Origin of the sequence: Micrococcus sp. GbtcB5 (genome assembly GCF_019091605.1) — a bacterium.
Classification (GTDB): domain Bacteria; phylum Actinomycetota; class Actinomycetes; order Actinomycetales; family Micrococcaceae; genus Micrococcus; species Micrococcus luteus.
This window is the reverse complement of the sequence record NZ_JAGXJK010000007.1, coordinates 15,090-37,209: the sequence shown is the minus strand read 5'-3', so window position 1 is coordinate 37,209 and position 22,120 is coordinate 15,090. Positions and strand designations below refer to the sequence as shown.

Sequence of the window (22,120 nt, the reverse complement as noted above, 5' to 3'; positions counted from 1 at the left end):
CCCCGTCCTCCGCCTCCCTGCCCTGACTGGAGCATCCATGCCTCGCCTCGCACGCCTCGCCACGGCCGTCACCGCCGCGGCCCTGTCCACGGCCTTCCTCGCCCCGGCCTCCCTCAGCGCGCCCGCCCCGCACTCGGCCACGGCCCAGCGCGCCGCCATCGCCGCCAACCCGTCCGGCAAGAGCATCGAGCTCACCCGCGCCGGCACCCACGAGACCGGCGTGTTCGGCGAGTCCGCCGCCGAGATCCCGGCCTTCGACGCGGTCTCCGGCCGCCTGTTCGTGGTGAACGCGCAGCGCGGCGCCGTCGACGTCATGCGCCTGGGCGCCGACGCCGCCCCCGTGGCCGAGCGGACCCTCTCCGCCGAGGGCCTGCGCACCGCGGACGGCTCCGTCACGGACAAGGGCGCCACGGTGAACTCCGTGGCCGTCTCCGGCGGCGTGATGGCCGTCGCCGTGGAGGCCGCCGAGAAGACCGACCACGGCTGGGTCGTGTTCTTCGACACCACCACCCTGCGCTACCTCGGCGGCGTGCGGGTGGGTGCCCTGCCGGACTCGCTGGCCTTCTCCCCGAACGGGGCGTACGTGGTGGTCGCCAACGAGGGCGAACCGGCCGACGACTTCTCCGTCGACCCGGAGGGCACGATCTCCGTGGTCTCCGTACCGAAGAACGCCCGGCAGTTCTCCCGCCTGACCCAGGACGCGGTGCGCACCGTGGACTTCCGCGCCTACGACGCCGGCACCGCCCTGCCCGCCGGCGTGCGCGTCTCCGGCCCCGATATGGCGGTGCCCGCCGGTCACGAGCCCGCCGGTCGGGTGGCTCGCAACCTCGAGCCGGAGTACGTCACCGTCGACCCGACCGGACGCACCGCCTACGTGTCCGTGCAGGAGGCCAACGCCGTCGCCGTCGTGGACCTGAAGTCCGCCACGCTGGAGGACCTCTGGGCGCTGACGCCCACCGATTGGTCCACCGAGGGCGTGCTGGACGCCTCGGACAAGGACGGCGGCATCGAGCTGGGCCACTGGCCGGTCGACGGCCTGCCCATGCCCGACGGCATCGACACGTACCGCTGGCGCGGTCAGAACCTGGTCGTCACCGCCAACGAGGGTGACGGGCGGGAGTGGGGCGACTTCAACGACTCCGAGCGCGTCAGCGACCTGGACCTGTGCGCCGCCGAGTTCCCGGGGGCCAAGGCCCTGCAGAAGAAGGATGCCCTGGGCCGCCTGAAGGTGCTCACCGACCTCGGCTACGACTCTGAGCGCGAGTGCCACTCCTCCCTGACCACACTGGGCGGCCGGTCCTTCTCCATCTACACCGCGGACGGCACCCGCCTGTTCGACTCCGCCGGCATGATCGAGGAGCAGATCGCCCGGCTCGTGGCCGCCGGCGAGCTGCCGGAGCACGCGTTCAACGCGAACAACGACGAGACCCCGTCCGGGGACTCCCGTTCGGATGACAAGGGCCCCGAGCCCGAGTCCGTGGTGGTGGGCACGATCCAGGGCCGCACCTACGCGTTCGTGGGCCTCGAGCGCATCGGCGGCGTGGTGGTCTTCGACATCACCGACCCGCGGAACGCCACCTACGTGGACTACGTCAACGACCGTGACTGGGATGCCGCGGGCGACGACGCCACGGCCGGCCTGGGTGACATGGGCGCCGAGGGCCTGACCTTCGTGCCGGCCGACGAGTCCCCCTCCGGCACCGCCCTGCTGATCGTCGCCAACGAGGTCTCCGGCTCGACCACCGTGTACGAGGTGAATCCGACCCGTCGTCAGTGATCCGCTGACGCGGACCGGTTCCGGGCGCGTTGCAGAATGGCTGCATGAGAGCCGTTCTGCAACGCGCCCGTTCCGCGTCCGTGACCGTCGACGGCAAAGTCGTCGGCTCCTTCGAGGGCGAGGGGCTGGTGATCCTGCTCGGCGTGACCGTCGACGACACCGAGGCCGAGGCCGTCCAGGTGGCCCGCAAGGTGGCCGGGCTCCGCATGCTCGACGGCGAGCGGTCCCTCACCGACGCCGGTGCCCCGGCGCTCGTCGTCAGCCAGTTCACGCTGTACGGCGACGTGCGGAAGGGCCGGCGGCCGTCCTGGACGCGCGCGGCGAAGGGCAACCAGGCCGAGCCGCTCTACGAGCGGTTCACGGCCGAGCTCGAGGCCGCCGGCGTGCGCGTGGAGCGCGGGGTGTTCGGCGCGAAGATGGACGTCTCCCTCACCAACTCCGGGCCGTTCACGCTGATCGTGGACTCGGACGAGCTGGCCGGTCCGCGGCGCGGCTGAGGCGGGCCCGCCGCGGACCCGGATCAGGCCTCCGGCTCGGCCTCGGCCTGCTTCGGCTCCGGCTGCGCGTCGACGCCGGCCTCCTTGCGCTGCTGGGCGGTGATGGGCGCCGGTGCGGCCGTCAGCGGGTCGAAGCCGCCGCCGGTCTTCGGGAACGCGATGACCTCGCGGATCGAGTCGGTGCCGGCCAGCAGGGCGACCACGCGGTCCCAGCCGAACGCGATGCCGCCGTGCGGCGGGGCGCCGTACTTGAAGCCCTCGAGCAGGAAGCCGAACTTCTCGTTCGCCTCCTCCGGGGACAAGCCCATGACCTCGAACACGCGCTCCTGCACGTCCTGACGGTGGATGCGGATGGAACCGCCGCCGATCTCGTTGCCGTTGCACACGATGTCGTACGCATACGCCAGGGCCGCGCCCGGGTCGGTGTCGAAGGTGTCCGCGAACTCCGGCTTGGGCGAGGTGAACGCGTGGTGCACGGCGGTCCAGGCGCCCGCACCCACGGCGACGTCGCCCGAGGCCACGGCGTCGGCCGCCGGCTCGAACATCGGCGCGTCCACGACCCACACGAACGCCCAGTCGGCGTCCTTCGCGGCCACGCCGTCACCGGCATCGGTGAACAGCCCGCAGCGACGGCCGATCTCCACGCGGGCCGCACCCAGCAGCGCGCGGGACTCCTTCGGCTTCCCGGCGGCGAAGAACACGCAGTCGCCCGGGTTCGCGCCCACGGCGGCGGCCAGCCCGGCCTTCTCCTCCTCGGAGATGTTCTTGGACACCGGGCCGGTCAGCTCGCCGTCCTCCTGGATGAGCACGTAGGCCAGGCCCTTGGCGCCGCGCTGCTTGGCCCACTCCTGCCACGCGTCGAGGGTGCGGCGGGCCTGGGAGGCGCCGCCCGGCATCACGACGGCGCCCACGTACTCGTTCTGGAACACGCGGAACGGGGTGTCCTTGAAGTACTCGGTCAGGTCCGTCAGCTCGAGGCCGAAGCGCAGGTCCGGCTTGTCCGAGCCGTACTTCTCCATCGCCTCGGCGTAGGTCATGCGGCGGATCGGCGTCGGCACGTCCACGCCCACGAGGGCCCACAGGGCCTTGACGATCTTCTCGCCGAGGGCGATCACGTCATCCTGCTCCACGAAGGAGGCCTCGATGTCCAGCTGGGTGAACTCGGGCTGACGGTCCGCGCGGAAGTCCTCGTCGCGGTAGCAGCGGGCGATCTGGTAGTACTTCTCGATCCCGCCCACCTGCAGCAGCTGCTTGAACAGCTGCGGCGACTGCGGCAGGGCGTACCAGGAGCCGGGAGCCAGGCGGGCCGGGACGAGGAAGTCGCGGGCGCCCTCCGGCGTCGAGCGCGTGAGGGTCGGGGTCTCGACCTCCACGAAGCCCTCGCCGTGCAGGAGCTCGCGCGCCGTCCGGTTGACCTCGGAGCGCAGGCGCATGATGCGCGAGGGCTGCGGGCGGCGCAGGTCCAGGTAGCGGTGGCGCAGCCGGGCCTCCTCGCCGACCTCCACGTGCTCGTCCACCTGGAACGGCAGCGCGGCGGCGGTGTTGAGCACCGTCACGGTCTCCGCGATCAGCTCGATCTCGCCGGAGGGCAGGTTCGGGTTCTCGTTGCCCTCGGGGCGGCGCTCGACCGTGCCGGTGACCTGCAGGACCCACTCGTTGCGCAGCGGGTCGAAGTCCGCCTCCTCCCGCACCACGACCTGGGCGAAGCCCGAGGCGTCGCGCAGGTCCACGAAGGCCACGCCGCCGTGGTCGCGCCGCCGCGCCACCCAGCCGGTGACGGTGACGGTCTGGCCGATGAGCGAGGCGTTGAGCTCGCCGAGGGAGTGGGTGCGCAGCACGAGGATCCTCTCCGTCCGGTCGCCGGACGATGTGCGGGGTTCATGTGATGGTCGACGCCGTGTGATACGCCTGCGGGGCGGGCGCGCGCCGTTCCCGTCAGTCTAGTGCCCCGTCCACACTGCCCCAGCCCAGGAGGACCCCGTCATGACCGCCGCCCTGCAGCGCCGCCTGACCCTGCTCCACGCCGTCGCGATCGGCCTCGGCTCGATGATCGGCGCGGGCGTGTTCACCGCGATCGGCCTGGCGGCCGCGCTCACCGGCGGCCACCCCGGCCTGCTGTACGGGGCCCTGGCGGTCGCGGCCGTCGCGGCCCTGTGCAACGCCCTGTCCACGGCGCAGCTGGCCACCGTCCACCCCGAGTCCGGCGGCGCCTACGTCTACGGCCGGCGGCAGCTGCACCCGTGGGCCGGCTTCGTCGCCGGCTGGGGCTTCGTCACGGGCAAGACCGCGTCGGTGGCCGCGATGGCGGCCACCCTCGGCCTGTACCTCTTCCCCGACGACGCCGCCGCGGCCCGGTGGACGGGCGTGGCCGCCGTCGTCGTGCTCACCGGGGTGGCGATGGCGGGCGTGACGCGGACCGCGCAGGCGACGTTGGCGATCCTCGTGCCCGTGCTCGCCGTGCTCGTGTTGGCCATCGGCGCAGGCCTGGCGCGCGAGGCCCCCGGGGGCTCGGCCGCGGCGCTCGGCGTCGACTCCCCCGTGCAGGGCGTGCTCATGGGCGCGGGCGTCCTGTTCTTCGCGTTCGCCGGCTACGCGCGCGTGGCCACCATGGGTGAGGAGGTCATCGACCCCGCACGCACGATCCCGCGCGCCATCCTGATCGCCCTCGCCGTGACCGTGGCGCTGTACCTGCTGCTCGCCACGGCGCTGATCTCGGGCCTCGGGACCTCCGGGCTGGCCCGGTCCCCGGCGCCCGTGCGCGACCTGCTCGAGACCGCCCTGGGCTCCGGCTGGGGCTGGGTGGCGGTGGCCGGCGCCGCCCTCGCCGCGGCCGGGGCCATGCTCAACCTGCTGACGGGCATCTCCCGCACCGCCCTGGCCATGGCCCGCGAGTCCGACCTGCCCCGCCCCCTGGCACGGGTCCATGCGGGGACCGGCACGCCGTGGACGGCTCAGCTGACGGTGGCCGCGGCCGTGATCCTGCTCCTGCTCACCACGGACATCCTCACCGTGGTGGGCTTCAGCTCGTTCGGCGTGCTCGTCTACTACGCGGTGGCGAACCTGTCCGCCCTGACCCTGCGCGGGGACGACGACGGCCGCCGCCCGGCCCGGCCGCGCCCGCTGCGCCCGCTGCGCGTGCCCCGCGCCGTCAACGTCCTCGGCCTGGCCCTGTGCCTGCTGCTCGCCCTCAGCCTGCCGCCGATGTCCGTGGCCGCGATGGCGGGCGTGTTCCTGATCGGGGTGGGCGGGCGCGCGTTCGTGCGGGCCGGGCGCCGGGGCCGGTGACCCGACGCGCAGACACCCACCGCCGCCGCACACCGGGGCCGGCACAGCGGCCGCGTCCGCTCAGTCCTGCGCGCGGGCGACCTGCGGCAGCAGGTCCTCGGCCGGCGGGGTCCAGTCGGCCGGGTCCGCGGCGTGCTGCTCGCCGGAGCGGATGTCCTTCACCTCGTGGACCCGCGCGCCGGCGTCGTCCCGGCCCATGAACCACACGAACGGGATGCCGCGGCGGTCCGCGTACTTGATCTGTTTGCCGAACTTCTCCGCGGACACCGCGACCTCCGCGGGGATGCCGCGCTCCCGCAGCAGGGCCGCGACGTCCTGGGCCTCGGGCCAGTCCTCGTCCGCCGTCAGCGCCACGTACACCGCGGTCGGCACGGAGCGGGAGGCCACGGCCATCTGCTGGGACAGCATGCGCATCACCAGCCGCGTCACGCCGATGGACAGTCCGACACCGGGGAACACGCGGTTCCCCTTGGAGGCGAGCGCGTCGTAGCGGCCGCCCGAGCAGATCGAGCCGAGCTGCTCGTGGCCCACCAGGACGGTCTCGTAGACGGTGCCCGTGTAGTAGTCCAGGCCGCGCGCGATGGACAGGTCCGCCACGGCGCGCCCGGGGGCGCGGCGGTGCAGGGTGGCGACGACGTCGGCCAGCTCGGTCAGCCCCTCCTCGAGCAGCTCGTGGGTCACCCCCAGGGCGCGGACCCGCTCGACGAACGAGGCGTCCGACGTGCGGATGTCCGCCAGGGCCAGCGCCTGCGCAGCCTGCTCGGGGCTCGCGCCGACCTCCTCCTGGAGCAGCCGCGCGACCTCCTCCGGGCCGACCTTCTCCAGCTTGTCGATGCTGCGCAGCACGCCGGCGGTGTCCTCCAGGCCGATGCCCCGGTAGAAGCCCTCGGCGAGCTTGCGGTTGTTCACGCGGATGAGGAAGTCGCCGATCGGCAGGGCGCCGAGCGCCTCGGCCATCACGAGTGCGACGTCGGCGTCGTACCGGGGCGAGAGGGCGCCGTCGCCGACGACGTCGATGTCCGCCTGGGTGAACTCGCGGGCGCGGCCCTCCTGAGGGCGCTCCCCGCGCCAGACCTTCTGCATCTGGTAGCGACGGAAGGGGAAGGCGAGGTGGCCGGCGTTCTCCACGACGTAGCGGGCGAACGGCACGGTGAGGTCGAAGTGCAGGGCCAGGCGCTTGGGGTCGGCCGGGTCCTTGGGATCGCGCCGGCCCGCGGCGACCTCCTCGTCCTCGGCCAGGCGGGAGACCGCGTAGACCTCCTTGTCCACCTCGCCCTTGCGCAGCAGCTGGCCCAGGGTCTCCACGGCACGGGTCTCGATGCCGGCGAACCCGTGCAGCTCGAAGGTCCGCCGCAGCGTGTCGAGCACGTGCTGCTCCACGAGCCGCTCGGCGGGCAGCCACTCGTGGAAACCGGACAGGGAGGCCTTGCGGGACATGGCGATCCTTCGAGACGACGACGGCGGGGACGCGCGACGGTCCCCCGCCGGCGCACCGGCCCATTCTAGGCGCGGGCGCTGTCCGGCCCGGTACGCTGGCCCTGTTCGTGTCCATCCCGACCGGCCGCATCCCTCGACGACTGCGTGCCGGCGCAGTCAGGGAGAGTTCCAGCGGTGACCAATCACATGCAGCCCGACGACCAGCAGTCCCCCGCCACCGAGGCCGCCCCCGCGTCGGCCGAGGCCGCCGAGCCGACCGTGCCCGCCGAGGCCCGGCCCGTCCCCGAGGTCGTCCCCGACGCGCCGGCGCACGGTGATTCCTCCCAGCCCGCCGAGGCGCCCGCCGTGCCCTCCCCGGCCGCGATGAAGAAGGCCAGCCCGGCCGCCGTGCGCCCCGCGACGCCCGCCGCCGCGTCCGCCGCCCCGACCCCCGTCGTGGCCCCGACCGTGCCGCCCACCCCGGTGGAGGAGGCCGCCAGGTTCGCCCGGGTGAGCGAGGACGGCCACGTCACGCTGCTGGACGGGCAGGAGGAGCACGCGGTCGGCCAGGTGCCGGACGCGAGCACCGAGGACGCGCTGGCGTACTTCGTGCGCAAGTACGACGACGTGCGCGCCCAGATGGCCCTGTTCGAGCAGCGCATCGCCGCCGGCGCCCCCTCGAGTGAGCTGGGCCGGGCGCTGGGTCAGATGACGACCGCGGTGAACGAGCGCCACATGGTCGGCGACATGGACGCCCTCCGCACCCGCCTGGCGGCCCTGGAGACCCTCCTGGGCGACTACCGCGCCGCGGAACAGGAGGCCCGGCAGGCCGCCCAGGCCGAGCAGCTGGCCACCCGCGAGGCCATCGTCGCCGAGGCCGAGACCTTCGCCCAGACCCCGGCCGAGCGGATGCCCTGGAAGACCGCGTCCAAGCGCATGACGGAGCTGTTCGAGGAGTGGAAGGCCGCCCAGAAGGCCGGTCCGCGTCTGGCCAAGTCGGTCGAGGACGACCTGTGGAAGCGCTTCCGCGGCGCCCGCACCGCGTTCGACAAGACCCGCCGCGCCCACTTCTCCCGGCTGGACGCCGCCTCGGCCGAGGCCAAGCAGGTCAAGGAGCGTCTCATCGCCCGTGCCGAGGAGCTGTCCACCTCCACCGACTGGGGCGTGACCGCCGGCAAGTACCGCGACCTGATGGACGAGTGGAAGCGCGCCCCCCGGGCCTCCCGCAAGGAGGACGACGCCCTCTGGGCCCGCTTCCGCGCCGCCCAGGACGTCTTCTTCGCCGCCCGCAAGGCCGCGAACCAGGAGATCGACCGCGAGTACGGGGCCAACCTGAAGGTGAAGGAGCAGATCCTCGCCGACGGCCAGAAGCTGCTCCCGTTCACGGACGTCAAGGCCGGACGGCGCGCGCTCAACGAGCTGCGCGGGCGGTGGGAGGATGCCGGCCGCGTGCCCCGCGGGGACGTCCGCCGGATGGAGGAGGGCCTCCGCAAGCTCGAGGACGCCCTCAAGCAGGCGGAGAACGAGCACTGGCGCCGCACCGACCCGGAGACCAAGGCCCGCACGAACTCCGCCCTCACGCAGCTCGAGGAGACCATCGCGGGGCTCGAGGCGGATCTCGCCCGGGCCCAGGCCCGGGGCGACCAGCGCGCCGTCAAGAAGGCCCAGGAGGCGCTCGACGCGCGCCTGCAGTGGAAGCAGGCCCTCGAGGCCTCGGCCTCCGAGCTCCGCTGAGCCCCACCCGTCTCGAGCACGCCCCCGCGGCCCGCCTGTCCACAGGCGGCCGCGGGGGCGTCCCCGTCTCTGGCAGGATCCGGGCATGACGACCGTGACGATCGAGGAGACCGCCCCGACCGGGGCACTCGTGCTGGCGGGCGACCCCTTCACGGAGCCGGAGCTGCAGGCGCTCGGCGCGCGGGGCGCCGTGCGGCCGCTGCTGCCCGGGGTGTGGGCGCGGCCGGACGCCGCGGACGATCCCGCGGTCCGGGCCGCTGCCCTGTGGACCCTCGGCGGCCCGCTCCTGGCCGCCGGCTGGACCGCGATCGGCCCGTCGGCGGCCTGGATCCTGGCCGGCGGCGCGGCGCCCGGGCGGCTACACGCGGCCGTGCCGCACTTCCACCGGCGCCCCGCCGGCGGGGGCCTGCTGCCCTGGACGCTCACGCAGTCGGACGTCGCGGCCGATGCCACGGGCGTCGCCCCCGCCGAGCACGACGTGCTCCGCTTCGGCCCCGTGCGGGTCACGACGCCCGCCCGGACAGTCGAAGACCTGCTGCTCAGCGCCGACCCGGATGCGGCGCGGCGCGCGGCCGCCGTGATCGGCGCCCACGGCGCCGCCGGGCTGCGGGAGCGGCTGGCCCGCCGGACCCGCCGTGCCGGCGTCGTGGCGGCCCGGCGCCGGCTGGGCGCGCTGCTGGCGGCGCTGGACGTCCCCGACTGAGGCCGGGAGGCTCAGGTGCGGTGCACGTCGAAGACGCCGTCGATGCGGCGCACCGCGTCGATCACGTGGCCGAGGAACCGGGGGTCGCCCATCTCGAAGACGAACCGGCTCATCGCCACGCGGTCGCGGGTGGTGTTCACGGAGGCCGAGAGGATGTACACGTGGTTCTCGGAGAGGACCCGTGTGACGTCGGAGAGCAGCGACTTGCGGTCCAGCGCCTCGATCTGGATCTCCACCAGGTAGACGGTGTCCCGCGACGGCGCCCAGCTGACCGGGGTGCGGCGCTCCGGCTCCTGCGCGAGCAGGGTCGCCAGGTTGGGACAGTCGACCCGGTGCACGGAGACCCCGGAGCCGCGGGTGACGAACCCGTCGATGGCGTCCGGCGGCACCGGGTTGCAGCACCGTGCCAGCTTGGCCATGACGCCGCCGTCGCCGTCCACGAGCACGCCGGCGTCGTTGGTGGCCCGCGCGGGGGCGCGCCGCGACTGGGCCGGGACCAGCTCCTGCAGGTGCACCTCGCCGACGGTCAGCTCGCCCTCCGGCTCGGCCTGCGTCGGCGTCGGCGGAGCGAGGCGCTCCGCGACGCGTTCCTGCACGGACTGGGCGGACACGTGGCCGTCGCCGAGGGCCACGAACAGCCCGTCGAGGTCCGCGTAGCCGAGATCCGTGGCCACCTGCACCAGCTCCTCGCCGCCGAGCACCTGCTGCACGGCCATGCCGGCCTTGCGCAGCTGACGGGTCAGCGACTCGCGTCCCCGGTCGGCCTGCTCGTCGCGGCGCTGCGTGGCGAAGTGGTGACGGATCTTGGACCGGGCCCGCGGCGAGACCACGAAGCCCAGCCAGTCCCGGCTCGGGCCCGCGTCCTCGGCGCGCGAGGTGAAGACCTCCACGGTGTCACCGTGGCTCAGCGGCGTGGACAGCGGGACGAGCTTGCCGTTGACCCGGGCACCGATGGTGCGGTGGCCGACGTCGGTGTGGATGGCGTAGGCGAAGTCCACGGGCGTGGAGCCGGCCGGCAGGGTGCGGATCTCCCCCTTCGGCGTGAAGACGTACACCTCGTCCGCCCCGATCTGGGTGCGCAGCGAGGCGAGGAACTCGTCCGGGTCCCGGGTGTCCGCCTGCCAGTCCATCACCGAGCGCAGCCAGGCCGGCGTGGCCTGCACCGGCGCCTGGCCGGCGGCCTGGGCCTTGTACCGCCAGTGCGCGGCGACGCCGTACTCGGCCTGGCGGTGCATCTCCTGCGTGCGGATCTGGATCTCCACCGGCTTGCCGCCCGGCACCATCACCGTGGTGTGCAGGGAGCGGTACATGTTCAGCTTCGGGACCGCGATGTAGTCCTTGAACCGACCCGGGACCGGGTTCCAGCGGGCGTGGATCGCGCCGAGCACGGCGTAGCAGTCACGCACGGAGTCCACGAGCACCCGGATGCCCGTCAGGTCGTGGATGTCGTCGAAGTCCTTCCCGCGCGTCACCATCTTCTGGTAGATCGAGTAGTAGTGCTTCGGCCGTCCGGTGACGGTCGCCCGGATCCGGTGCTCGCGCAGGTGCTCCTCGATCACGGTGCGCAGCGCCGCGATGTGCTTCTCCCGCTCCGGGTTGCGCTCCCCCACGAGGCGCACGATCTCCGCGTACATCTTGGGCTTGAGGGCGGCGAAGGAGAGGTCCTCGAGCTCCCACTTGACGGTGTTCATGCCGAGCCGGTGGGCCAGCGGGGCGTAGATGTCCAAGGTCTCCTGGGCCTTGCGGGCGCTGGACTCCGGGGAGACGTACCGCCACGTCCGCGCGTTGTGCAGCCGGTCGGCGAGCTTGATGAGCAGGACGTTCACGTCCTGGGCCATCGCGATGACCATCTTGCGCACGGTCTCGGCCTGCGCCGCGGCGCCGTAGGTCACCTTGTCCAGCTTGGTCACGCCGTCCACGAGGAGGGCGACCTCGGAGCCGAAGTCGGCGCGGAGGCGCTCCAGGGAGTAGTCCGTGTCCTCGACGGTGTCGTGCAGCAGGGCCGCCAGGAGCGTCGGGCCCGTCACGCCGATCTCGGCGAGGATCGTGGCGACCGCGACGGGGTGGGTGATGTACGGGTCCCCGGAGCGCCGCATCTGCCCCTCGTGTGCCGCGCGGGCGACCTCGAAGGCGCGGACGATCTCGGCCAGCTCGGTCTTGGTGGCTCGCTGCCGCACGGTGCGCATCAGCGGCTCGAGCAGGGGCGAGTACTCGGTGGCGTGCCGGCCGGTCAGGCGTGCGATCCGGCTGCGGGGCCGGACCGGGGCGGGACGGGCCGGGGCGGGACGGGCCGGGGCGGGAGTGGGGTCCTGCTCGCTCATGGGCCACGCCTCCTGACTCGTGCGGCCCCGACCGCTCCGGCCGGGATGATCGGCGAGTCTACCCGCGCCCGTCCCACCCCGCCCCAGGAAGACCACCGGGGCCGCAGCGGCTCCGTCAGAGTCGCGCGCCGTCGTCCCAGGGGGCGACGTCGGGATCGGTGACCGCCTCTGAGGCACGCTCCCGGGCGGCGCGGGCCGCGGCCCGGGCGTCGTGGTCGCGCACGTCCGGGTCGTTGCGGCGCAGCAGGGCGTACAGCGGCGCCTGGAGGAACAGGGTGGACAGGGTGCCCACGATGATGCCCACGAACAGCGCGAGCGCGATGTCCCGCAGCGTGCCGGCACCGAGCAGCCCCGCGCCGATGAACAGGATCGAGCCGACCGGCAGGATGCCGACGACGGAGGTCGTGATGGACCGGACGAGCGTCTGGTTCACCGCGAGGTTCACGTTCTCGACGAAGGAGCGCTCCGGGTCCTCCTCGGCCCCGATCGTGTTCTCGCGGATCTTGTCGAAGACCACCACGGTGTCGTAGAGCGCGTACGACAGGATCGTGAGGAAGCCGATGATGGCCGACGGCGTGATCTCGAAGCCGGTGGCGCCGTAGATGCCGGCGGTCAGCGCGACCACGTAGAGCATGCCGAGCACGGCGGCCAGGGACATCTTCCAGGTGCGGAAGTACACGGCCATGAACAGGGTCACGAGCACCACGAAGATCACCAGGCCGATCAGGGCCTGCTGCGACACCGCGGCGCCCCAGGTCGGCCCCACGAAGGTCGAGGTCACCTGGTCCTGGCCGACGCCGTAGGCCTCCTGCAGGTTCGCGGCCACGGCTCGGGTCTGGGCGTCGTCGAGCTGCTCGGTCTGGACGCGCACGGTGCCCGGGGCGACGTTCGTGACGGTGGCGTGGCCGTCGGCCAGCACGTCGGTCACGGCGCGCTCGCCCGCGGCCACGTCGGTGGAGGCCGTCTGCGAGACGGTGAACTCGGAGCCGCCCCGGAACTCGATGCCGAGGTTGAAGCCACCGCGGAGGGCGGTCAGGCCGCCGGCGAGGACGAGCAGCAGGGCGGCGAGGGCGAACCACCGCCGCCAGCGCTGGATGAACGGGTAGGAGATGCGGCCCGAGTAGAGGGCGTTGCCCCAGTCGGCGAAGCGGTTCACTGGTCCTCCTCCTGGCGGCGTCGCTCGGCGCGGCGTCGCTCGGCGATCGTCATGGGCGGCGCGGTGCGCGAGCGGCGGCCGCCCCCCCGGGCGGACGAGCCCGCGCGGGGGGCGCCCGTCGCGACGAGCGGGCGCGGGGCGTCGGCGGCCGCCGCGTCAGCCGGCTCGTCGGAGTCCTCCGCCGGGAGCCCGGTGCGGGGGGCGTGGGCGGGCTCGCGGAAGCGGCCGGCGCCCTGATACAGGGACGGCCCGCCCAGCAGCGACGGGTCCAGTCCGGACATCGGGTGTCCCTCGCCCACGAAGCGGGTCTGGGCCAACAGCACCATGAGCGGGTGGGTGAACATGAACACCACGATCAGGTCGGCGATCGCGGTGAGGCCGAGGGTGAACGCGAAGCCGCGCACGTTGCCGACGGCCACGAAGTACAGCACGACGGCGGCCAGCAGGTTCACGGCCTTGGACGCGGTGATCGTCCGCCGGGCGCGCTTCCAGCCCTCGTGCACGGCGACGGGCACGGTGTGGCCCGCGCGCAGCTCGTCCTTGATGCGTTCGAAGTAGACGATGAACGAGTCCGCCGTCAGACCGATCGCCACGATGAGCCCGGCGATGCCCGCGAGGGACAGGCGGTAGTTGTCCGTCCAGCCCAGGATCGCGATGGTCAGCCACGTCAGCACGCCCGCCACGATGATCGAGGCGAAGGTCAGCAGGCCCAGGGCCCGATACTGGAAGAACTGGTACACGGCCACGAGGCCGAGGCCGATCAGGCCGGCGATCAGGCCCCAGAAGAGCTGGTCCCGGCCGAGCGTGGCGGAGATCTGCTGCTCGGACTCGATCGAGAAGGAGATCGGCAGGGAGCCGTAGTTGAGCTGCTCGGCCAACTGCGCCGTCGTCTGCTCGTTCAGGGTGGGGCCGCTGATCTGCGCGCTGCCGTTGGTGATGACCACGTTGGACTGCGGCGCGGAGATCACGTCCCCGTCCAGCAGGATCGCGAACTGCTTGCGCGGGTCGCCCTCGGGGTACGGGGTGAGCTTCTGGGTGACCTCCGTGAAGGCCTTGGTGCCCTCCTCGTCGAACTCGATGTTGACGACCCACTGGTTGGTGGAGACGCCGCCCTGGGCCTGGGCCATGCCGTTGGACGCGCCCTTGATCTGGGTGCCCGGGATGACCACGGGGCCCAGGATGTACTTCTGGGCCGGCGTGACGGCGCCGTCGGCGAGCTCCTCGGAGGGCTGGCAGGCGACGATCGCCCGGTCGGACGGCGGCGGGGGCGCGGCCGGGTCCCGCGGGGCGGTGCAGTCCGTGGCCTGGAACTCGGCCAGCAGGGCCGGGGTGACCCAGTTCGGGTCGTAGGCGTCCGCCGGCTCCCCGTCGGGCTTCGGCAGCTGGTCTTCTGGCAGGCGCTGGTCCTCGGGGGTGGCCTCCCCCGGGCCGGACTGCAGCACGGGGCGGAACTGCATGTCCGCGGACGCCTGGATCAGGCGGCGGGTCTCCTCGTCCGGGACCCCGGGCAGGGAGACGACCACGTTCTGGGAGCCCTGCGTGGCGACCTCCGCCTCGGCCACGCCGGAGCCGTCCACACGCTGGCGGATGATCTCCACGGCCTGGTCCAGCTGCTCGGGGGTGACGGACTCGCCCGTCGAGGTCTGGGGGGCCAGCACCATCTGCGTGCCGCCCTCGAGGTCGAGGGCGAGCTTGGGAGCCCAGGAGGCCGCGCCGGAGGCCACGCCCCCGCCGAGGATCGCGGCCAGGACCACGAGGAGGGCGGCCAGCCAGGCCAGGGTGCGCCCGGCGGAGCCGGTGGGTGTTCTCTTCGCCATTGCTCAGGTGCTTCCGTCACATTCGAGCGGCCCCGCCAGGCGGGGCCGCGTGTGCAGGGGTGGGTGGGCCTCAGGCCAGGTCGTCGCGGCGCGGACGCGGGTCGTCGGCGTCGTCGGCGCGGTACTCGGTGCCGGGGGCGTCATCCAGACGCGACGGGTCCGTGGTGGGCGCGGCGGCCGTCTCCGGCTCCACGACGGTGGTGACGCCCTGCAGGTGCACGTCCATGCGGGTGCCCGGGGCGGTCTCCAGCGTCACCCGCTGGCCCTCGGTGTCCACGGCCACGACGGTGCCGAAGATGCCGGCGCCCGTCATGACCTCGACGCCTGGGGCGAGGGTGCTGCGCATCTGCGCCTGCTGCTGCTGCATCTTCTTGCCCTTGCGGAAGGAGAGGAAGAGCATCACCGCGAGCAGGGCGAAGGCGATGAGCATGAGCAGGCTGCCGCCACCCCCCTGGGCCTGCTGGGCGATCACGGGCAGGGTCGCGGCGGTGGCGACGGGCATGGGGGACTCCTGATGCTCGGGGTGGGCGGGCCTGTCCAGTGTAGGGGCCCGCCCTGGGCGTCACGGCCCCGGCGTGGCCTCCGGAGCGGCGAGGCCCAGGTGCTCCCAGGCCCCCGGCAGCGCGACGCGGCCACGGGGGGTCCGCGCCACCATGCCCTCGCGGATGAGGAAGGGCTCGGCCACGGTCTCCACGGTCTCGGCCTCCTCCCCCACGGCGGTGGCCAGCGTGCTGAGCCCCACGGGCCCGCCGCCGAACGTGGTGCACAGGGCCGTGAGCACGGACCGGTCGAGCCGGTCCAGGCCGCGCCCGTCGACCTCGTACATGTCCAGGGCGGCGGCGGCGTCGTGCGCGCCGACCTCGGCCAGCCCCTTCACGAGCGCCCAGTCCCGCACGCGGCGCAGCAAGCGGTTGGCGATGCGCGGGGTGCCGCGCGAGCGCCGGGCGATCTGCCGGTACCCCTCCGTGGCCAGCCGCATGTCCAGCAGCAGGGCGGAGCGGCGCAGGACGCGCTCGAGCTCCACCTCGGTGTAGAAGTCCAGATGGCCCGTGAAGCCGAAGCGGTCGCGCAGCGGCCCCGGCAGGAGGCCGGCCCGCGTGGTGGCGCCGACGAGCGTGAAGGGCGGCAGCTCGAGCGGGATCGAGGTGGCGCCGGCGCCCTTGCCCACCACGATGTCCACCCGGAAGTCCTCCATGGCCATGTAGAGCATCTCCTCGGCCGGGCGGGACATCCGGTGGATCTCGTCGAGGAAGAGCACCTCGCCCTCGGTGAGCGAGGACAGGATGGCCGCGAGGTCGCCCGCATGCTGGATCGCGGGGCCGGAGGACAGCCGCAGGGGGGCGTTCATCTCCGCGGCCACGATCATCGCCAGCGTGGTCTTGCCGAGCCCGGGCGGACCGGAGAGCAGGACGTGGTCCGCGGCGCGGTCGCGCAGCCGGGCGGAGGCGAGCATGAGGTCCAGCTGCTCGCGCACGCGCATCTGGCCCACGAACTCGTCCAGGTGCTTGGGGCGCAGCGCGGCCTCGAGCCGACGCTCCTCCGGGTCGACGGCCGCCGCGGACAGCGGTGAGGACTCCGCGCTCATCGCCCGCCTCGCACCGCGCCGGCCATGCCGACGTCGCGCAGGGTGGCGCGCAGCAGCGCGGCGACGTCGCGGCCCTCGTCCAGCTCCGGGCGGGCCGCCACGGTGGCCTCGACGGCCTTGAGCGCCTCCTTCTCGGACCAGCCCAGGCCGGCCATCGCCTGCACGACGTCGGCGTGCCAGAGCGCCTCGACGGTCGGCTCGGCGCTCGCCTCGGCCTCCGCCTCGGGCACCGGCTCCCCGGTGGGCGCGAGGCGGCCGGAGAGCTCGACGATGATCTTGCGCGCCATCTTCGGCCCGATGCCGGGCACGCGGGTGAGGGTCTTCTCGTCCTCCTCGGTGACCGCCCGGCGCACGGTCTCGGGGTGGTGGACGGAGAGGATCGCCAGGGCGAGGCGGGGACCCACGCCGTTGGCCGTGATGAGCACCTCGAACACCTCGCGCTCGTCGCGGTCCGCGAAGCCGTAGAGGGTCAGGGCGTCCTCCTTGACCACGAGGTGGGTCTGCACCGCCCCCGGCCGGCCCTCGTGCAGGGTGGACAGCGTCTGCGGGGTGGCGGAGAACTGCACACCCAGGCCGCCGACGGCAATGACCGCCCGGTCGAGGGCCACGTGCTCGACGGTGCCGCTGAGCGAGGCGATCATGAGGGGCCCTCCTGTCGGGACGGACGGACGCCGGTCGGCGCGGATTCGAACATATCATCGAACGCCGGCCCGGCAGCGGCCTACCGGCGACGCCCGCCGCCCGCCGAGCGCTCGGCGTCGAGCCAGGCCCGCTGCGCGGCGGTGAGCTGGCCCCGCGGGCGGGCGCGCGCGGGCGCCTTGGCGGCGAACTGCGAGCGCCCCGCCCGGGAGGCGAGGTCTGCGGTGTCGAGGCCGGTCTGGCCGGCGGCCGCGCCGAGGGCGGTGCCGCGCCAGCCGTGGGCGATGGCCAAGGCGAGGGCGTCGGCCGCGTCGGCCGGGCGCGGCGGGGCGTCGAGGCGGAGGATCCGGGTGACCATCGTGGTGACCTGCTCCTTGCCCGCATCGCCGTGTCCGGTGACGGCGGCCTTGACCTCGGAGGGGGTGTGCAGGCCCACGGGGACGCCGGCGCGCGCGGCCGCGGCGATCGCCACGCCCGCGGCCTGGGCCGTGCCCAGCACGGTCGGCGTGTTCGTGTTCGCGAACATGCGCTCGACGGCGGCGCGATCGGGCCGGTGCGCGGCGAGGACCGCGGAGACGGCCTCGTCGATGCGCAGGAGGCGCTGGTCCAGGGGGGCGGTGGGCGGGGTGCCCGTGACCTCGACGTGGACGAGCGCGGCCCGCCGTCGCGCGTCCACGTCCACCACGGCGATCCCGCAGCGGGTGAGCCCCGGGTCCACCCCGAGGATCCGGACGACGTCGGCGGGCCGGCGCGCGCTCAGCGCGATCAGTCCTCGTCGAGCTCGGCGAGGACCTCGGGGGCGATGTCCACGTTCGAGAAGACGTTCTGGACGTCGTCGAGGTCCTCGAGCGCATCGGCCAGCTTGAGGAAGGTGCGGGCGCCCGACGCGTCCAGGTCCACCTTCATGGTGGGGACGAACTCGAGCTCGTCGGACTCGTACTCCACGCCCGCCTCGTCGAGGGCCTTGGCCACGGACTGCAGGTCGGAGGGGTCCGAGAGGATCTCGAAGGAGTCGCCGGAGACGACGACCTCCTCGGCGTCCGCGCCGCCCTCGAGCACGGCCTCGAGCAGGCCGTCCTCGGTGTTGCCCTCGGTGGGCAGGCGCACGAGGCCCTTGCGCTCGAAGAGGAAGGAGACGGAGCCGGAGTCCGCCATGGTGCCGCCGTTGCGGGTGACGGCCGCGCGCACGTCCGCGGCGGCGCGGTTCTTGTTGTCGGTCAGGCACTCGACCAGCAGCGCCGAGCCCTGGGGGCCGCGGACCTCGTACATGATCTCGGCGTAGTCGATGACCTCGCCGGTCAGGCCGGCGCCGCGCTTGACGGCGCGGTCGATGTTGTCGTTGGGCACCGAGGCCTTCTTGGCCTTGGACACGGCCAGGTCGAGGGCGGGGTTGCCGGCGACGTCGGGTCCGCCGGCACGTGCCGCGACCTCGATGTTCTTGATGTACTTCGCGAACGCCTTGGCGCGCCGCGCGTCGATGACGGCCTTCTTGTGCTTGGTGGTCGCCCATTTGGAATGTCCTGCCATCACGCCTCCTCAGGTCTGGATCTCGTCTGCTGGCTCGACCGCCCAGTCTAGCGACGCCCGGTGGGGTGGCGCGGATCACGGCTGACTACACTCGCGCCCATGACCCACACCTCCGCGCCCTCCGTCCTGCCCGCCGACCACCCGCTGGCGACCCCCTCCGACCTGCCCTACGGGCTGCCCGACTTCTCCGCCGTCTCCGACGCGCAGCTGGCCGAGGCCGTGCGCGCGGGGATGGCGGCCCAGCGCGCCGAGGTCGACCAGATCCTCGGGGCGGCCACGGCGCCGACCTTCGAGAACACCGTCCGCGCGCTCGAGCTGTCCGGCCAGCTGCTGCGCCGCTCCGCCGCCATGTTCTTCACGCTCGTCGGCTCGGACGGCACGGACGCGCGGCAGGCCCTGGCCGAGGAGCTCTCCCCCGAGCTCGCGGCCCACGAGGACGCGATCCTGCTGGACCCGCGGCTGGTGGCGCGCGTCGCGGCGATCGACGACGGCGGCCTCACGGGCGAGGACGCCCGCCTGCTGGAGGCGCTGCGCCTGCGCCTCTCCCTGGCGGGGGCGGACCTGGACGACGCCGCGCGCGAGGAGCTGCGCGGGATCAACACGGAGCTGGCGTCCCTCTCGGCCGCCTACACGCGCCGCCTCGTCGCGGACACCGCGGCCCGCGCCGTGCTCGTCACGGACCGCGAGCGCCTGGCCGGTCTGAGCGAGGACGACCTGGCCGCGGCGGCGGGGGCGGCCGCCGAGGCGGGGCACGGGGACGGGGACGCGGCGGCGGGCCCGTGGCTGCTGACGCTGTCCCTGTTCACGTCGCAGCCGTGGCTGGCGTCCCTGCAGGACGAGGGGATGCGGCGCGAGGTGTTCGAGGCGTCGACGGGCCGGGGCGGGGCCGGGGAGCACGAGACGCTGACGACGGCGATGGCGATGGTGCGGCTGCGGCTGCGCAAGGCGCGGCTGCTGGGGGCGCAGAGCTGGGCCGAGCAGGCGCTGAAGGACCGGGCGGCGCCGTCGACGGCGGCCGTGGAGGAGCTGCTGGCCGCGATGGCGCCGCGGGCGATGGCCAACGCGCGGGCGGACGCGGCGACGGCGGCGGCGCACGCGGGCCGGACGGACGCCGAGGTGGCCCCATGGGACTGGCCGGCGCTGTCCGCGGCGTACGCGCGGGAGGAGTTCGCGGTGGACGCGGACGCCCTGCGCCCGTACTTCGAGCTGGACCGGGTGCTGACCGAGGGCGTGTTCGCGGCGGCGACGGCGCTGTACGGGCTCACGTTCGCCGAGCGCCCGGAGCTGGCGCGGCAGCTGTACCGCCCCGGGATCCGGGTGTTCGAGGTGACGGGTGAGGACGGTGCCGGGGTGGGTCTGTTCGTCGCGGACCTGTTCGCGCGGCCGACCAAGTCGGGCGGTGCCTGGATGCACACGGTGCGGGACATGGCGGACGCCCTGGGCGAGCGCCCGGTGGTGTTCACCACGATGAATGTGCCGGCCCCGGCGGCGGGGCGTCCGGCCCTGCTGACGCTGGATGAGGCCACGACGCTGTTCCACGAGTTCGGCCACGCCCTGCACGGGCTGCTGGCCCGGGGCGAGTACGCCTCGCTCACCGGGACGAACGTGCCGCGCGACGTCGTCGAGTTCCCGTCGCAGGTCAACGAGGTGTGGCTGCGCGAGCCGTCCCTGCTGGCCGCGTACGCGCGGCACGTGGAGTCGGGCGAGCCGCTGCCGGCGGGGACGCTGGAGCGGCTCGAGGCGGCGGACCTGTGGGGCGAGGGGCACCGCACGGTCGAGTATTTGGGCGCGGCGCTCGTGGACTGGGCCTGGCACTCGCTGACGGAGGAGACGGTGGACGCCGCCACGGCCGACCCGGCCGCGTTCGAGCGCCGGGTGCTGACCGAGGCGGGCATCGACCCGGACCTGGTGCCTCCGCGCTACGGCACCGGCTACTTCAAGCACATCTTCGGCGGCGGCTACGCGGCCGGGTACTACTCCTACGTGTGGGCCGAGGTGCTGGACGCGGACGCCGTGGAGTGGTTCCGCGAGCACGGCGGGATGACGCGGGAGAACGGCCGCCGGTTCGCGGACGAGCTGCTCTCGCGGGGCGATACGCGTGACCTGCTGGAGTCCTACCGCGCGTTCCGTGGCCGGGACGCCGAGCTCGAGCCGCTGCTGCGCCGTCGGGGGCTGGCGGACGCCGCGGCCTGAGCGCGGTCAGCGCCCCCGGCCGCCGGGGCGGGGGGCGCTGAGCACGGCGCGCAGCCAGCCGCGCACGGTGGTGTCCCACTTGCGCGGGTCCACGTTCTGCTCGCGGGTGTGGCGGGCCTGGTGGAAGCGGACGAACCGCACGAGGTCCGGGTTGCGCTCGGCCAGGTCCTGCGAGGGGCCGACGGGCACGTACTCGTCGTCCTCGGAGTGCAGGATCAGCGTGGGCACACGCACGTGGTCGGCGCGGGTCACCCAGTCCAGGGCCTTGAGGTCCACGGGGGCGGCCAGGCCCGTGATGAACCGGCCGGCCCGGTTGGCCAGCAGCCACTGGCCGAGCAGGCCCACGGCTTCGGGGATCCGGTTGAGCCGGGCCTGGTGGCGCAGCACGTCCACCCAGTCGATGACGGGGCCCGTCAGGACCACGCCGCGCACGTGCGGGGCCAGCGGGGAGCGGTCCACGGTCTGCAGCACCACGGCCCCGCCCATGGACCAGCCGAAGAGGACGACGTCCCGGGCGCCGTGGTCGAGGGCGTAGCGGATGGCCGCCTCGACGTCCTCCCATTCGGTGGTGCCGAGCCCGTAGCGGGCGTCGGCGGCGTCCGGGGCGTCGCCGTCGTTGCGGTAGGAGATCAGCAGCGACGTCATGCCCAGGCGGCGGGCGGTCGGCACGGCGCGGATGCCCTCGTTGCGGCGCGCGCCGCGGCCGTGGACCATCACCGCCCACAGCCCCTCCGCGGGACGGGGTTCGCCGTCCTCGCTGGGGTCCGGCTCGATGCGCCATGCGCGGGCGTGGCCGCCGGGCACCGGCACCTGCACGTCCTCGGCGTCGAGCCCGGCGTCGGCGGGGGTCGGGTAGACGAAGCCGGTGAACCGGCCCCGGGTCGCCGTCGTCAGATCGCCGGAGAAGACCTCCTCGACCGCGCGCTGCACCGTGCCGTCCCGGGGGTCGAAGGAGGTGATCTCCCCGATGCGGGCGCATCCGGCGCCGTCGTCGAACGTGAGGGAGTACTGGCCGGGCACGGTGGTGTACTCGTCGGCCTGCAGGATCACGTCCTGCCCGGCGGGCGTGTCGACGACGGCGAGGATCGGCGTGGACTCGGCGTGGCGGCGCACGGGGGTCACCACGGTGCGGGCGAACACGCCTGCGAGCGCCGAGCTCGCCCCGGCCAGCACGAAGGCGGAGGCCGCGGCGACGCTGAGCACGGGCGGGGCCCAGCGGGCCACCGGGGAGGCCACGGCCACGCCGCCGCGCACCGATCCGGTGACTCCGCGGCGGACCAGGCGGCCCGCTCGGCGGACGCGGGAGTCGCGACCCCCGGCCCGCCGGGCTGCCACGGTGACGGCGGCGGCCAGGGCGGGCGGCAGGTCGGCGGGGTGGGGACGGGGACGGCGGGGTCGTGCGGCCATGCGCGCCATTGTCCTCCACGGGCGGGCGCGCCCGCCAATGCGACGCCGGTCGGGAACACGACG

The 22,120-nt window shown here is 74.1% G+C and carries 17 protein-coding genes; 6 read left to right on the top strand and 11 right to left on the bottom strand.

Annotated elements, in window-relative coordinates; all coding sequences use genetic code 11:
• Nucleotides 1–37 precede the first annotated feature (37 nt).
• Together KVS67_RS03775 and dtd are read left to right on the top strand one after the other, a co-directional pair.
• Entirely contained in the window at nt 38–1,777 is a 1,740-nt protein-coding gene (locus tag KVS67_RS03775) for a choice-of-anchor I family protein (protein ID WP_063188934.1), read from the top strand.
• Between the two features lie 44 nt (nt 1,778–1,821).
• Entirely contained in the window at nt 1,822–2,274 is a 453-nt protein-coding gene (gene dtd / locus KVS67_RS03770) for a D-aminoacyl-tRNA deacylase (protein WP_044659818.1), read from the top strand.
• A gap of 23 nt (nt 2,275–2,297) precedes the next feature.
• Here dtd and aspS read toward each other — a convergent pair whose 3' ends face one another.
• The gene (aspS, locus tag KVS67_RS03765) at nt 2,298–4,112 is read right to left on the bottom strand and encodes an aspartate--tRNA ligase (protein WP_063188932.1); all 1,815 of its coding nucleotides are present in this window, start codon (nt 4,110–4,112) and stop codon (nt 2,298–2,300) included.
• A gap of 145 nt (nt 4,113–4,257) precedes the next feature.
• On the opposite strand from aspS, the gene KVS67_RS03760 reads away from it, so the two are divergent.
• Nucleotides 4,258–5,559 (top strand): APC family permease, encoded by a 1,302-nt coding sequence (locus KVS67_RS03760; RefSeq protein ID WP_060973791.1) that lies wholly within the window; start codon nt 4,258–4,260, stop codon nt 5,557–5,559.
• Nucleotides 5,560–5,619: 60 nt separating this feature from the next.
• On the opposite strand, the gene hisS is transcribed toward KVS67_RS03760, so the two are convergent.
• Nucleotides 5,620–6,996 (bottom strand): histidine--tRNA ligase, encoded by a 1,377-nt coding sequence (gene hisS / locus KVS67_RS03755; protein ID WP_063188930.1) that lies wholly within the window; start codon nt 6,994–6,996, stop codon nt 5,620–5,622.
• Nucleotides 6,997–7,170: 174 nt separating this feature from the next.
• Between hisS and KVS67_RS03750 the strand changes: the two genes are divergently transcribed.
• Both KVS67_RS03750 and KVS67_RS03745 read left to right on the top strand, forming a co-directional pair.
• A complete protein-coding gene (locus tag KVS67_RS03750; protein WP_063188928.1) occupies nt 7,171–8,709 on the top strand; it encodes a DUF349 domain-containing protein in 1,539 nt (512 codons plus the stop codon).
• A gap of 85 nt (nt 8,710–8,794) precedes the next feature.
• Nucleotides 8,795–9,412, top strand: coding sequence for a hypothetical protein (locus tag KVS67_RS03745; protein ID WP_036380977.1), 618 nt, complete (start codon nt 8,795–8,797; stop codon nt 9,410–9,412).
• An 11-nt stretch (nt 9,413–9,423) separates the two neighbouring features.
• Here KVS67_RS03745 and KVS67_RS03740 read toward each other — a convergent pair whose 3' ends face one another.
• The 8 genes from KVS67_RS03740 to KVS67_RS03705 form a co-directional block, all read right to left on the bottom strand.
• Nucleotides 9,424–11,733 (bottom strand): bifunctional (p)ppGpp synthetase/guanosine-3',5'-bis(diphosphate) 3'-pyrophosphohydrolase, encoded by a 2,310-nt coding sequence (locus KVS67_RS03740; protein WP_063188926.1) that lies wholly within the window; start codon nt 11,731–11,733, stop codon nt 9,424–9,426.
• A gap of 115 nt (nt 11,734–11,848) precedes the next feature.
• Nucleotides 11,849–12,889 carry a protein translocase subunit SecF gene (secF, locus tag KVS67_RS03735; protein ID WP_036317952.1) on the bottom strand — a complete coding sequence of 347 codons (1,041 nt, stop codon included), beginning with the start codon at nt 12,887–12,889 and terminating at the stop codon, nt 11,849–11,851.
• Nucleotides 12,886–14,706 carry a protein translocase subunit SecD gene (gene secD / locus KVS67_RS03730; RefSeq protein WP_036317949.1) on the bottom strand — a complete coding sequence of 607 codons (1,821 nt, stop codon included), beginning with the start codon at nt 14,704–14,706 and terminating at the stop codon, nt 12,886–12,888. Before secD ends, secF begins: the two co-directional genes overlap by 4 nt.
• A gap of 70 nt (nt 14,707–14,776) precedes the next feature.
• Nucleotides 14,777–15,208, bottom strand: coding sequence for a preprotein translocase subunit YajC (gene yajC, locus KVS67_RS03725; protein WP_036317946.1), 432 nt, complete (start codon nt 15,206–15,208; stop codon nt 14,777–14,779).
• Between the two features lie 60 nt (nt 15,209–15,268).
• Nucleotides 15,269–16,291: a Holliday junction branch migration DNA helicase RuvB gene (gene ruvB, locus KVS67_RS03720; RefSeq protein WP_036317944.1), complete on the bottom strand. Its 1,023-nt coding sequence runs from the start codon at nt 16,289–16,291 to the stop codon at nt 15,269–15,271.
• Nucleotides 16,288–16,932: a Holliday junction branch migration protein RuvA gene (ruvA, locus tag KVS67_RS03715; RefSeq protein WP_049147639.1), complete on the bottom strand. Its 645-nt coding sequence runs from the start codon at nt 16,930–16,932 to the stop codon at nt 16,288–16,290. The genes ruvB and ruvA overlap by 4 nt, the downstream gene beginning before the upstream one ends.
• An 80-nt stretch (nt 16,933–17,012) precedes the next feature.
• Nucleotides 17,013–17,648 carry a crossover junction endodeoxyribonuclease RuvC gene (gene ruvC, locus KVS67_RS03710; RefSeq protein WP_036317938.1) on the bottom strand — a complete coding sequence of 212 codons (636 nt, stop codon included), beginning with the start codon at nt 17,646–17,648 and terminating at the stop codon, nt 17,013–17,015.
• Between the two features lie 47 nt (nt 17,649–17,695).
• A complete protein-coding gene (locus KVS67_RS03705) occupies nt 17,696–18,457 on the bottom strand; it encodes a YebC/PmpR family DNA-binding transcriptional regulator (protein ID WP_049147641.1) in 762 nt (253 codons plus the stop codon).
• A 99-nt stretch (nt 18,458–18,556) separates the two neighbouring features.
• Between KVS67_RS03705 and KVS67_RS03700 the strand changes: the two genes are divergently transcribed.
• The gene (locus tag KVS67_RS03700; RefSeq protein ID WP_061867324.1) at nt 18,557–20,650 is read left to right on the top strand and encodes a M3 family metallopeptidase; all 2,094 of its coding nucleotides are present in this window, start codon (nt 18,557–18,559) and stop codon (nt 20,648–20,650) included.
• Nucleotides 20,651–20,656: 6 nt separating this feature from the next.
• On the opposite strand, the gene KVS67_RS03695 is transcribed toward KVS67_RS03700, so the two are convergent.
• Nucleotides 20,657–22,057, bottom strand: coding sequence for a S9 family peptidase (locus KVS67_RS03695; RefSeq protein WP_020627847.1), 1,401 nt, complete (start codon nt 22,055–22,057; stop codon nt 20,657–20,659).
• Nucleotides 22,058–22,120 lie beyond the last annotated feature (63 nt).